Raw genomic sequence first — 11,923 nt, 5'->3', positions numbered from 1 at the left:
CCACGGTCGATGCGGCGCCGCGCAGCACTCGACTGACCTTCGTTAATCCAATCCCGTGAAAAGAGGAGCCGGGCAGGCCTGGGGCCGCATCGAACGCTCGACAAGGCCATACATATGTTTATGCTGCTGCCCATGACGCCCGTGCGCCAATGCCTCCGCAAGGTTGATCATGCTTCGGCCATCGCCGATTCGGCGGCTGGCACATGCATTCTCGAAGCCTTGAACGAGCTCGAGAGCGCCTATCGCCGCCCCAGCGAACGCATCGTCGCCCTCGAAGCCGTCCTTCATGAATTCGACCGCGACGGACGGGGGGGCGGCACGCCGTTCGGCCGGCTCCTGCGCGTCACCGTCGAGCGGCGGCAGAACAAGTGGGCGCGTCGCGCCTGACACCGCCCCATCTTACGTCGCGACTGTTCTCGCCGGGCGCCCGCCTTCGGCGTGACGCTCGGCGCACAACGCGCCATGGCACGCGACACGGCGTTTGACATGGACGGAGGCTGCGACTAACGGGGCCCCTCCCCCGGATCCTTTCCGTTATACGTCCCCAGAGGTGCGCAGCCGTGGCTAGACCGGAACTCGGCGTCAAACGCCAGTGCATGAATTGCGGTGCCAAGTTCTACGATCTCGACCGTGATCCGGCGACCTGTCCGAAATGCGGCACGATCTACCAAGTCGCGACGTCCCGCGTCGCCCCGCCCGTCGCCAGCCGCGCCACGGATGACGACGAGGACGAGGACGAGAAGAGCGGCCCGGAGATCGTCTCCCTCGATGAGGCCGAGGCCAGCGAGGACGATGCCGATATCGCCGTGGACGACGAGGAGGGTGGCGACAACGCCGCCGGGGGAACGGACGACGACACCTTCCTCGAGGAAGAGGATGGCGACGACGACGTCTCCGACCTGATCGACAACGATTCGGACGGCGACGAGGAAGGCTGAGCGCGCCGCCGGACCGGGAGACCGGTTCGGCGAAACGGGTGCGTTCGCGCGAGTTCAGAAAGAGCCGGTTCCGATGTGGGCCGGCTCCCTCGCATGGCTGCCTCGGACAGGCTGGCAGCCGTGCTCTCGAAGGGCGATCTGCGCGCCCTTCCCTCTCCGGACATCCGAACCGGAACGACGTCAGCCGCCGAACCGCTCCGTGCGGACCACGCCCGGCTTCACGCCCGCATCCACCAGCAGATCAGCCACCGCGCCGACGAAGCCGTTGCCGCCACAGACGAAGGCGTGGCGCGGCATCCCTAAGCACTCGATCGCGGTGTTGATCATCACCCGGTCGATGCGCCGGCCCGCGGTCGGTCCCTCGCGGGTCAGGAGCAGGGTCAGGTCGAAGCCGGTCTCGTCGCGGGAGAGCGCGGCGAGCTCCGCCCGGGCGATGGCTTCGGCGGCTTTGCGCACCGAGTAGATCAGCAGCATCGGCACCTCGGGCGCGTGCCGGGTCCGCTCGCGCACCATGGCCAGCAGCGGCACGATGCCGGAGCCGCCGGCGATCAGCAGCACCGGCCCGCCCTCCGCCGGACTCCACGAGAACGCACCGAGGGGACCGCGCAGCTCAATCGCGTCGCCGACCTCTGCCACGGTGTCGAAGAAGCCCGAGACCTCCCCCGCCTCCAATCCCTCGATCATCAGCTCGATACCGGCGGGATCACCCGGCGCCGAGGCGATGGAGTAGCTGCGCTGCGCCTGGTAGCCGTCGGGCGCGGTAAGACGCACATCGACGTGCTGGCCGGCCCGGTGCGGGCGATCCAGGGGACCGAAGCGGAAGCTTTTCACCCGCGGCGTCACGGGCGTGATCGCCCGGATCGTCATGGCCCGCCAGGGTGACGGCGAGGGCGAGGGCGCGATGCCGTTCACGTCGGGCAATCCTTCAATCGCCGCTGAAACGCTGCTCACGCCAGGGGTCGCCGTACATGTGGTAGCCGCGCAGTTCCCAGAACCCGGCCTCGTCCCGTTCGGTGAAGCGCAAGCCCTTCACCCATTTGGCGCTCTTCCAGAAGTAGAGGTGCGGCACGAGGAGACGGGCGGGGCCACCGTGGTCGGGCGGGATCGGCTTGCCGTCGTAATGGGTCGCCACCATCGCCTTGCCGCCGGTCAGATCCGCCACCGGCACATTGGTGGTGTAGTCGTCGTGGCTCTCCGCCAGGAGGAAGCCGGTCGGCGCCTCGAGGCCAGCCGCCGCCAGGATGTCGTCGAAGCTCACGCCCTCCCAGGCGGTGTCGAACTTCGACCACTTGGTCACGCAGTGGATGTCGCCGCTCCAACGGGTGCGGGGCAGTTGCGCGAATTCCTCCCAAGTCCAGCTCGCCAGCGGTCGCGAGCCCTGGCGCAGGGTGAAGCGCCAGCCCTCGGTGGACACCCGCGGCGTGGGCCCGAGCTGGAGCACGGGGAAATCGTCGGTGAGGTACTGACCCGGCGGTAGCCGTTCGCGGATCGCCGCGGCGGGGGGCCGCCCGGTAAAGCCTCGCGTCGCCATCACGCTCCTCCGCCGTCCCATTTGCCGGGAGCTGTGCCGGCGCACCGCCTCCCTTGATCCGATACGAACCCCAGGGGCGGCAACGGAGCGTCGCCCGAAAGCGTTCCGCGCCGGCGCCTGTTCCCGAGGCGCCTCTTCCCCCAAGTGCTTTTCCCCCAAGTGCCTTTTCCCAGAAAGTGCCTTTTCCCCGAAAGTGTCTTTTCCCTGGTGCCTTGCTGAAACGCCGTCAGGCCGGCCGTGACAGGTCGGGGCGCGGAAGCCGCAGGATGCGCGGCCGCCAGATGCCGAGCACGACGTTGATGACCGCGACGGCGAGGATCACCCAGAGGGTGTTGCTCTCGGCCGCCAGCGCGCCCGTGAGGGTGGCGGGATCGATCTCGCCGCGGAGCGCGGCGGCGCTGCGCCGGGCCTCCTCCTGCATCGGCCCCTGGATGCCGACGAAGCCGCCCTCGAACACCAGCACGCCGGTGGCGAGCTTGACCCAGGCCCACCCCGCCTCGCGAAAGCCCGGATGCAGCGCGACCGCCAGCAACCCGGAGAGCAGCGTCAGGCCGAGCGAGGGCAGGAAGATCCATGTCGCGACGGAGCCCATCGCCCCGCGCATCAGGGCGTAGCCAGCGAGCGAGGCCGGCGGCGGGGTGTGGCTCAGGAGGATGACGAGGCAGGCCATCGCCCCCATCAGCCCGACCGCCCCCATCGTATGCAGGAACTTGAGAAGGCGTCGCATGTCGGTGCGCCCCGGCCGTGGCAATCGCGCGAGGATTGTAGAGGCGATTGGTGACACGAAAGCGCGCGGGGCGCGAGCGGCGCTCCATTGCGGCAAGGCCACCTCCGAGCGGCCCGGACATCGGCGGCGCAGGGTCTCGTTCGAGCGAAGACTTCCCGGCGATGCCGCCGACGCGCTTTCGTTTCTACTTTAGACTTGGAATAAAATGTTGTTCTGCGGCAACGACATGGTCTCCATCGAACAAATCCCACAAAATAAACAAGCATACGCTTGCGGCCTGCAAAGTCGCATATGTAAACGCGCCGTGTTGGTTCCGTGGAGCCGGCCCTCGAATCGGAACGACGATGAGCAACGCAGCGCAGGGACGACGTCCCGTCACACCGGGATCGGCCGCGCTCATCACCGGCTCACGCGCTCTGCTCGGCCTCGCCCTGTTCTGGCCGCTGAGCGTCCAGGCGCAAACCGTCCCCCGGAGGGCGCCGAGGCTGTTTTGTCCGAACTCTCGGTCACGGGCACCGGCGAGCGGGCGGGCGGTCCCGTCGTCGGATACCGCGCCACGCGCTCGGCCACGGCGACGCGGACGGACACGGCTTTGCGCGACACGCCGCAATCGATCCAGGTCGTCCCGCGCGAGGTTCTGGTCGATCAGCAGAATGTCCGCCTGACCGACGCGCTCACCAATGTCAGCAACGTCCAGCCGGGGGCACCATCCAGGGCCGCTCCGACACCTACATCCTGCGCGGCTTCCGCACCCAGACCTACGCCATCGACGGGCTGGTGCTGAACCCGGCCAACACCTTTCAGCCGACGCAGCGCGACCTCGCCAATGTCGAGCGGATCGAGGTGCTCAAAGGTCCGGCCTCCGTGCTCTACGGCCAGGGCGACCCCGGCGGCCTGATCAACATCGTCACCCGCCAGCCGACCCTCACGCCGTCCGCCGACCTGACGGTCCAGGGCGGCTCCTTCGGCTTCCGGCGGGTGCAGGGCTCGGTCTCGGGCGCGATCCCGAGCGTGGAGGGGCTTGCCGCCCGCTTCAGCTTCGGCACGCAGAACGAGGCGACCTTCCGCGATTTCGGCGGCCCGGAAAACTCCCGACACTTCTTCGCGCCGGCCTTCGTCTGGACGCCCGACGCCTCGACGCGGGTCTACCTCAACGCCGAGTTCACCCGTCAGCACAGCCAATACGACGAGGGCCTGATCGCCTTTGGCGGCCGGGTGCCGCTCGACAACGTCCGCCGCTTCTACGGCGAGCCGTGGTCGCGCTACTACGGCGAATCGAACACGATCACCCTGCTGGCCGAGCACGACGTCAACGAGAACCTGACCCTACGGCAGGCGATCAACGGCCAGTGGGGATCGTTCAATCTCCTGGCGACCCGGGCGACGGGCGTGAATGCCGCTGGCACCACGGTAACGCGGCGCCTCACCGAGGGCGATTCGATCTATCACTCCATCGATAGCCGGACCGAGGCGCTCGGGCGCTTCATCGATCCGTTCGGCTTCCGCCACACCGCTCTGGCCGGCTTCGAGATCGTGGATGGCTTCCGCCACCCGTTCACCACGCAGGGGACCGCGACCTCGGTCTCCTTCCTCAACCCGATCCGGGGCTCGGTGCCGCAAATCGGCACGCTCACCCTGCAGAGCGACCTTCGACAGAAGCTCAGCCTGTTCGGCCTCTACATGCAGGACCAGATCGAGTTCTTTCCCGGCCTGCAGCTCGTGCTCGGCGTGCGCTTTGATACGGCCGACCAGCTCTATTTCCAGCGCACGCCGACCACGCGGACGATCCCGCCGGAGCAGAACCTCACCGGGGTCTCGCCGCGGGTCGGCCTCGTCTGGCGGCCGCTGGAGCCGCTCACGCTCTATGGCAGCTACACCACCTCCTTCGTGCCGCAGACCGCCAACGTCCTCAACGTCGCGAGCCCACCTCCGGAGACCGGCGAGCAGGTCGAGGTCGGCGCCCGCTTCGACCTGATCCCCGACCGGCTCACCGTGAGTGCGGCCGCCTTCCGCATCCTGCGGACGAACGTCGCCGCCTCCGATCCGGTCAATACCGGCTTCTCGATCATCACCGGCGAACAGCGCTCGCAGGGGTTCGAGGGCGACATCGCCGGCGAGATCCTGCCGGGCTGGAAGGTCATCGGCGGCATCGGCTATCTCGATGCGGAGGTCACGAAGGATGCGACCGTCGCCATCGGCAACCGCCTGCCCGCGGCGCCGGTCTTCAGCGCCAGCGTCTGGTCGACCTACCAGTTCCAGGGCGGCCCGCTGCACGGCTGGGGCTTCGGCGGCGGCGTCACCTATGTCGGCGAGCGCTTCGGCGACATCACCAACACCTACAAGGTCGGCGCCTATGCCCGCCTCGACGCGACCGTGTTCTACGAGATCGACCCGACCTGGCGCTTCGCCGTGAACGGCCGCAACCTGACCGACCGGCGCTACATCGAGCAGCCGTTCAACCAGTTCAACAACCAGCCCGGCGCCCCCCTGACCGTGCTCGCCAGCCTGACGGCGCGCTACTGAGGGACGCCCCGTCGGGAATCGAACGCCGAACCGAACGATCGTTTTCAGGGCCTCATGCCGTCAGCCTTCTCTCCCGCCCGCACCGTTGTGTTTCGCCTGCATTGGGCGCTCGGCCTCACCGCCGGGCTCGTGCTCGCGCTGATGGGCCTCACGGGCGCGCTGATGAGCTACGAGGAGGCGATCACCGCCTTCGCCAACCGAGACCGGATACAGGTCTCGGTGGCGCAGGACCGGCCTCCGCTCGCACCCTCGGCCCTGGCGGCACGGATCGAGGCACAGCTTCCGGGACAGCGGGTCTCCGCACTGACCCTTTCGGGCGATCCCGCTCAGAGCGCCGTGGCGCGGTTTGCCCGCGACCGGGCGGGCGGGCGGCCCTCGCCCGTCTACGCCGACCCCACCGAGGGGACCGTGCACGGCCCCGTGCGGCTCGAGGCGTTCTTCGCCACCGTGCGGGATTTGCACCGCTGGCTGCTGCTTCCCGGCGAGGGCAAGGGCTGGGGCCGCACGATCACCGGCGCCTGTGCCATCGCACTGCTCGTCTTCCTCGGCAGCGGGCTGTATCTGCGCTGGCCCGGCCGGCACCGCTGGCGAGTCTGGCTCCGGCCGAACCTCGCCCGGCCCGGCCGGGCCCGCTGGTGGTCGCTGCATGCGGTCGCCGGGACATGGCTGCTGCCGGTCTACGCGGTGAGCGCCCTGTCGGGCCTGTGGTGGTCCTATGACTGGTACCGCGCGGGCGCGACATGGCTTCTGACGGGCCAAGCCCTCCCGGCGCGGGCCGCCGAGCGCGCCCCCGGCGGCAAGCCCCCCGATAGCAAGATTCCGGAGGGTACATCGGCCATCGACACCGCCTGGGCGGAGTTTTCGGCCACGCGCACGGCTTCCGTCGCGACCCTGACCCTGCCGGGGAAGGAGGCCGCGGCGATCCGCATCCGCTGGTACGCCCCGGATTCGAACCTGCGCAACGAGGCCACCTACGACGCCCGCACCGGCGCCGGGCTCACCGACAAGCGCGCCGCCGACGCGGCCCTCGGCCCGCGGCTGGCCGACAACATGCTGGAAGTGCATCGCGGGCGCTTCTTCGGCGCGCCCGTCGCCCTCTTGTTCTGCCTCGCGGCGCTCGCGCTCCCCGGCTTCTTCGCGACCGGGCTGACGCTCTACGTGCTGCGCCGCCGGGCCGGGCGGCGAAGGGCTCCCGCCCGCGCATCGCTGCCGGCCGAGGCATCGGTGCAAGGATGATGGCACGGCTTGGCAGGCCGAACATCGGCCTGAAGCACGCCGCCTCCTTGCCCGAAGCGCCACCGTCCCAACGCGGCTTCCGCTCGATCGGCCGGTTGCCGCGGCCTGTGCGCCATCCGGGGCATCGAACTCAAAGTTCCGGGCTAGCGTTTCCGTAAGAACGCGAGAGGGGCTTGAACCAGCGATGGGCGTATCATCACCACGAAATCGCCTGCTTCAGGCTCTGCCATCCAGCGAGCTGGAACAGCTCCTGCCGCAGTTCGAGCGTGTCCAGGTTCAAAGAGGCGATATCCTCTGGTCCGTCGGGGATCCGCTGGACTTCGTCTACTTTCCGGAAGCCGGATTGTCGTCGAACGTCGCCGTCACCGGTGAGGGGCGGCGGATCGAGGTCGGTTGCTTCGGCTCCGAGGGCATGGTCAGCACGGCCAGCGTATTGGGCGTGGATCGCGCCACGCACGAGCTTCTGGTCCAGGTCGGCGGCCCCTGGCTGCGGATCGGGGCCGAGGCGTTCCGCGACGCTCTCCGGAGCAGCCCCGCCCTGCACGAGCTGCTGCTGCACTACACCCATACGGTGATGATGACCGTGAGCCAGACGGCGATGTCGAACGGCGCCTACTCCGTCGAAGAGCGGCTGGCCCGCTGGATCCTGATGGCGCACGACCGGCTGGAGGGCAACGATCTCTCGCTCACCCACGATTTCCTGTCGATCATGCTGGCGACGCAGCGATCGACCGTGACGCTGGCGATCCAGGCGCTCGAAGGCTACGGCGCGATCCAGGCCAAGCGTGCCCTGATCACCGTCCGCGACCGCGGGATGCTGTGCGACCTCGCGGGAAGCAGCTACGGTCCCGCCGAAGCCACGTATGAGCGCCTGATCGGTCCGTTCCGGAAGAGTCCGACCCCGTCCCCCGAGTGAGGACACCGGACGAGACGCAACCGTCATCGCCGTTCGGTCCTGACGCCTGCTGTCGGAGGCGCTGCCCGACTTCCTGTCGAAGCGGGCGCGTGGCCTCGTGCCGGCCTTCGAGCGGCTCGTGATCGAGTCACCGGGCTCGCCGACCCGTTCCCGATTCTCTCGACCCTTCGGGCCGATCCCGTGCTTTCCCATTACCGCGCCCCCGGCACCGTCGATGCGGTGAACGCCGCGGATCAGATCGCGCGCTGGCCGGAGATGGCCAAGCAGATTTCGGCCGCCGACCGGATCGTCGTTTCGAAGGGCGACCTCGTGACGTCGGCGAGGTCTTTACCAGCCTTCGCTGAGGCGGCGCTCTGACGTTCCGGTCGGCCCGCGCGGAGCGGCGGGCGCCCCCTTTCAGGACAAAGCTCATAGGGAAGGAGAGGTTCTGGCCGGATCAGGACCTGATGCGCGATACGCATTAAGCTCCGCACAGGCCGGTCGGCGGACAAGCGGTGGGAATGGCTGACATGAAGGTGACGGTTTCCATCGACGTCCCGTCGATCGAAGAGGGCCTGAAGTTCTTCGGTGATGTCTTCGGGTTCGTCGAAACGGCGCGGCCTCATCCCGGCTACGCGACGTTGACATCGGGCGATGCGACGATCGGGCTTCTCGCGAAACCGGCCGGATCATCACCGGCGCCGGGAAGCAACGACCTCCGCCGGTATGAGCGCCATTGGACACCGGTTCACGTCGATTTCCGTGTCGATGACTTCGAAGGAACGCTCGGGCGCGCTTTGGCGAATGGCGCAAGATCAGAACAGGTGCACCGCGTGCCGGGCTTTCCCCCCGTTGCGTTCTGCAGCGATCCTTTCGGACATGGGTTCTGCATTGTTGGCATGAACACGCTTTAGCCCCCGACAGCGCCATCGATTCGATCTGATGGTCGCTTCGGTTCGCGGGCAGCGCCTCGCTTGATCAAGCTCCCGGGTTTCGCCCCTACGGCACCCCCACCGCCTCCCTCGGAAACCGCATCGCGAACACGGCCCCCTGCCCCGGTCCGTCGGAAAACGCTTCGGCGCGGCCGCCGTGGAGTTCGGCGATGCGCTTGACGATGGAGAGGCCGAGCCCCGTCGAGCCCTCGCCGCCGGTGGGCTTGGCCGAGAGGCGCTGGTAGCGGCCGAACAGGCGGCCGGCATCCTCCGGCGACAGGCCGGGGCCCTGGTCGGCCACCGCGCAGACGAGGTCGCCCGCCTCCTCCCGCACGCTCACCGCGATCGCGCCGCCGGGATAGGAATACTTGATCGCGTTCGAGACGAGGTTGTCGAGCGCCTCGCGCAGCCGCTCGGCGTCGCCGCAGAGAGTGAGCGGGCCGGCGAGATCCATCACCAGGCTCTGGCCCTTCGATTCGGCGAGCGGCCGGTTGGCCTCGCAGACCTCGCGGGCGAGGCCGGCGAGATCGACGGGCTCCCGCCGCAGCGTGATGTCGAGGGCGTCGTTCATGGCATCGGCCATGAGGCTGTCGATCATGTCGATCAGGCGCGTGGCCGAGGCGCGGATATGCTCGACCTGGGTCAGCATCGCCGCCTGCGCCTTCTCCGCGCCGGAGGCATCCCCCTGATCGAGGCCGATCAGGTCGGTCAGCATCTCGGAGCGGCCCAGGATCACCGAGAGCGGGTTCTTCAGGTCGTGGGCGATGGTGCCCAGAATCTCGGTCTTGAGGCTGTTGGCCCGGCGCAGGTCCGAGCGCTGCATGTCGAGGCGGCGGTTGGCGCGGATCAGCTCGGCGGTGCGCTCGACCACCCGCTGCTCCAGGGTGACGTTGGCGCGCTGCAGCCGCTCGTAGAGAATCACGTTGTCGAAGGCGACCGAGAGGCGCCCCGCCAACAGGGTGATCAGCGCCCGGTCGGTGTCGGAGAGCGGGCGGTCGGTGTCGATCAATGCGACGATCTCGCTGCCGCTCGCGGTCTGGACATAGAGCGTGGAGAGGTTGTCGCCGAAGTTATGGCAGCGCGCGGCGAAGGCTTGCTCGACCAGGGGCTGGATGCCGGGATCGAGCGGCCAGCCGGGGTCGCGCCCGACATAGCCGCCATAGAGCCCCGAGCCTGCCAACACGCAGAATCCGCCCTCCCGCCGGTCGGCGGCATCCTCGCTCTCGCGCAGAACCAGGATGCCGGCGCAATCGACATTGAGGAGCGAGGCGACCTGGGTCAGCACCCCTTCGGCGAGCCGCTGCATCGACTTGTGGTCGAGCAGCATCGGCGCGGCGTCGATGATGATTTCCAGGCCGCGCCGGGTCTCGTCGAGCCTGCGAAGCTGCTGGTAGGCCCGGAGCGCCGCGGTGAGGCTGGTGAAGAGCTTGTCGGCGGTGAGTTCGGTCTTCGCCTTGTAGTCGTTGATGTCGTAATCGACGATGACGCGCCGCTCCGGCGCCTGCCCCGGCTGGCCGGTGCGCAGGATGATGCGGACGGTCTCCTCTTTCAGCTCCCGGCGGATGTAATCGACGAGCCTCAGTCCGGCATCGTCGGTCTCCATCACCACGTCGAGCAGCACGATAGCGATGTCGCGCCGCTCGGCGAGCAGCGCCCGCGCCTCCTGCGCCGAATAGGCGGAGAGGATGTCGAGGCCCCGCCCGTCGAGGCTGTAGCCGGCGAGCGCGTAGCGGGTGCCCTCGTGGACGGCCGGATCGTCGTCGACCACCGCGATGGTCCAGGTTCCGGCTCGGGTCGGCGCTTCCGCAGCCTCGTCGGGGATGAGTTCGAGCCAGTCGTCGTCGTTCATCGCGTGAAGGCCTTCCGCGGTCTTCGAGGTCGCCCGCATGCATCCGCCGACCGAATCAGCGTAACGCATACGCTCACGCCGCCCTTGATGCAGCGGCGAGAGCGGTAACGCCATTCGAAAGCACACACCGCGATGCTGAGCGAAATCTTGCGACGAAATCGTATCGAAAGGCGAGTGGTCTCAACACATGCCCCACTGCTCGACGTCGGGCGGCTTCAATGATCGTGCACAAGTTCGGCGCGGCTCGCCCGCCAAGAACCGTTGATCGCCGCTCCCATGGTGTCGCCAAGCTAGGCCGGATCGGGCATGGTGAGAGCGAAAGCTGTCGAGGCCGGCCGAAAGTGCCTTTCCGATTCGAGGGACGATCGAGGTGACCATCCAATTCCTTTCGCCGGACTGGACAGGCGCGGGTCGATGACGGCGAGCGGCCCCCACATCGCCGTTGTGGACGACGAGGCCGATGCCCGCGCCATGGTCGGCGACTACCTGCGCCTGCACGGCTTCGACGTGGCCCTGTGCGAGGGCGGGCGGGCACTGCGTGCGCATCTCCAGATCCGGACGCCGGACCTGATCGTGCTCGACCTCAACATGCCCGAGGAGGACGGCCTCTCCATCGTGCGGGATCTGAAGGCGCGAAGCCCGATACCGATCATCATGCTGACGGCGACGGCGAGTGCGATCGACCGGGTGGTGGGGCTCGAACTCGGCGCGGACGATTACCTGCCCAAGCCCTGCGAGTTGCGCGAACTCGTCGCCCGGGTGCGCTCTGTGCTGCGGCGGGCCCAGGTCGCGCCGGCATCTCCGCAGGCGGCGGCGCCCGAAGCCGCGGCGTCGGCGCGAACGGTTCGGTTCGGCACGAAGTGGCTCGAACTCGACGCCCTGCGCCTGCGCGACGATGCGGGCGTGGAGCAACCGCTCACCCGCTCGGAATTCGATCTCCTCAAGGCCTTCGCCGACCATCCGAAGCGGGCCCTGTCGCGCGAGCGGCTGCTCGACCTCGCCGATGCCCGCGATCCGGACGCGTTCGACCGGGCGATCGACGTGCGAATCAACCGTATCCGCAAGAAGGTGGAGCCGGACCCGGCCAACCCGCGCTACATCCGCACCGTGCGCGGCCTCGGCTACATCTTCCGCCCCGAAGGCGACTGAAACCGCCGTCCCGCCGCCGAATGTTTCGTCGGCGGCTGCGAGACGCAACAATCGCCCCTGATCCGGTGATCCTGTGACGGGCGACGCAAAACGCCGGACATGGCCCCTGCCTACAAGCACTCCCATCAACGACGGCAAAGCCG

General features: G+C 68.4%; 13 protein-coding genes. 9 read left to right on the top strand and 4 right to left on the bottom strand.

The annotated features are described in order from the left end of the window. Positions 1-120 precede the first annotated feature (120 nt). Both MSPGM_RS10750 and MSPGM_RS10745 read left to right on the top strand, forming a co-directional pair. Positions 121-387, top strand: coding sequence for a hypothetical protein (locus tag MSPGM_RS10750; RefSeq protein ID WP_012752765.1), 267 nt, complete (start codon positions 121-123; stop codon positions 385-387). Positions 388-560: 173 nt separating this feature from the next. Then, on the top strand, positions 561-938 hold the full coding sequence (locus MSPGM_RS10745; protein WP_003600035.1) for a TIGR02300 family protein: 378 nt from the start codon (positions 561-563) through the stop codon (positions 936-938). Between the two features lie 180 nt (positions 939-1,118). On the opposite strand, the gene MSPGM_RS10740 is transcribed toward MSPGM_RS10745, so the two are convergent. The 3 genes from MSPGM_RS10740 to MSPGM_RS10730 all read right to left on the bottom strand — a co-directional run bounded on the left by MSPGM_RS10740 (position 1,119) and on the right by MSPGM_RS10730 (position 3,196). Then, the gene (locus MSPGM_RS10740; RefSeq protein WP_003600034.1) at positions 1,119-1,850 is read right to left on the bottom strand and encodes a ferredoxin reductase; all 732 of its coding nucleotides are present in this window, start codon (positions 1,848-1,850) and stop codon (positions 1,119-1,121) included. Between the two features lie 13 nt (positions 1,851-1,863). After that, positions 1,864-2,469: a sulfite oxidase-like oxidoreductase gene (locus MSPGM_RS10735; RefSeq protein WP_003600033.1), complete on the bottom strand. Its 606-nt coding sequence runs from the start codon at positions 2,467-2,469 to the stop codon at positions 1,864-1,866. Positions 2,470-2,695: 226 nt separating this feature from the next. Beyond that, positions 2,696-3,196: a hypothetical protein gene (locus tag MSPGM_RS10730; RefSeq protein WP_003600032.1), complete on the bottom strand. Its 501-nt coding sequence runs from the start codon at positions 3,194-3,196 to the stop codon at positions 2,696-2,698. Positions 3,197-3,686: 490 nt separating this feature from the next. Between MSPGM_RS10730 and MSPGM_RS25500 the strand changes: the two genes are divergently transcribed. The 6 genes from MSPGM_RS25500 (at position 3,687) to MSPGM_RS10700 (ending at position 8,764) form a co-directional block, all read left to right on the top strand. Continuing rightward, a complete protein-coding gene (locus tag MSPGM_RS25500; protein ID WP_261926370.1) occupies positions 3,687-3,980 on the top strand; it encodes a TonB-dependent receptor plug domain-containing protein in 294 nt (97 codons plus the stop codon). Beyond that, positions 3,905-5,719 (top strand): TonB-dependent receptor, encoded by a 1,815-nt coding sequence (locus MSPGM_RS10720; RefSeq protein WP_410007713.1) that lies wholly within the window; start codon positions 3,905-3,907, stop codon positions 5,717-5,719. The genes MSPGM_RS25500 and MSPGM_RS10720 overlap by 76 nt, the downstream gene beginning before the upstream one ends. A gap of 54 nt (positions 5,720-5,773) precedes the next feature. Continuing rightward, positions 5,774-6,955, top strand: coding sequence for a PepSY-associated TM helix domain-containing protein (locus tag MSPGM_RS10715; RefSeq protein WP_012752762.1), 1,182 nt, complete (start codon positions 5,774-5,776; stop codon positions 6,953-6,955). Positions 6,956-7,139: 184 nt separating this feature from the next. Then, positions 7,140-7,871 carry a Crp/Fnr family transcriptional regulator gene (locus MSPGM_RS10710; RefSeq protein WP_043707179.1) on the top strand — a complete coding sequence of 244 codons (732 nt, stop codon included), beginning with the start codon at positions 7,140-7,142 and terminating at the stop codon, positions 7,869-7,871. Between the two features lie 180 nt (positions 7,872-8,051). Further along, entirely contained in the window at positions 8,052-8,228 is a 177-nt protein-coding gene (locus tag MSPGM_RS10705; RefSeq protein ID WP_244426921.1) for a hypothetical protein, read from the top strand. A 152-nt stretch (positions 8,229-8,380) separates the two neighbouring features. After that, on the top strand, positions 8,381-8,764 hold the full coding sequence (locus MSPGM_RS10700) for a VOC family protein (RefSeq protein WP_003600025.1): 384 nt from the start codon (positions 8,381-8,383) through the stop codon (positions 8,762-8,764). A gap of 85 nt (positions 8,765-8,849) precedes the next feature. Here MSPGM_RS10700 and MSPGM_RS10695 read toward each other — a convergent pair whose 3' ends face one another. Beyond that, complete coding sequence (locus MSPGM_RS10695) at positions 8,850-10,670, bottom strand: DUF3369 domain-containing protein (protein WP_190273116.1); 1,821 nt, start codon at positions 10,668-10,670, stop codon at positions 8,850-8,852. A gap of 375 nt (positions 10,671-11,045) precedes the next feature. On the opposite strand from MSPGM_RS10695, the gene MSPGM_RS10690 reads away from it, so the two are divergent. Further along, positions 11,046-11,780, top strand: a complete 735-nt coding sequence (locus MSPGM_RS10690; protein ID WP_003600022.1) for a response regulator — start codon at positions 11,046-11,048, stop codon at positions 11,778-11,780. The last annotated feature ends 143 nt before the right edge of the window (positions 11,781-11,923 follow it).

Origin of the sequence: Methylorubrum sp. GM97 (genome assembly GCF_024347855.1) — a bacterium.
Classification (GTDB): Bacteria; Pseudomonadota; Alphaproteobacteria; order Rhizobiales; family Beijerinckiaceae; genus Methylobacterium; species Methylobacterium extorquens.
The sequence above is the reverse complement of the archived record's forward strand: the minus strand, read 5'-3'. Positions and strand labels throughout refer to the sequence as shown.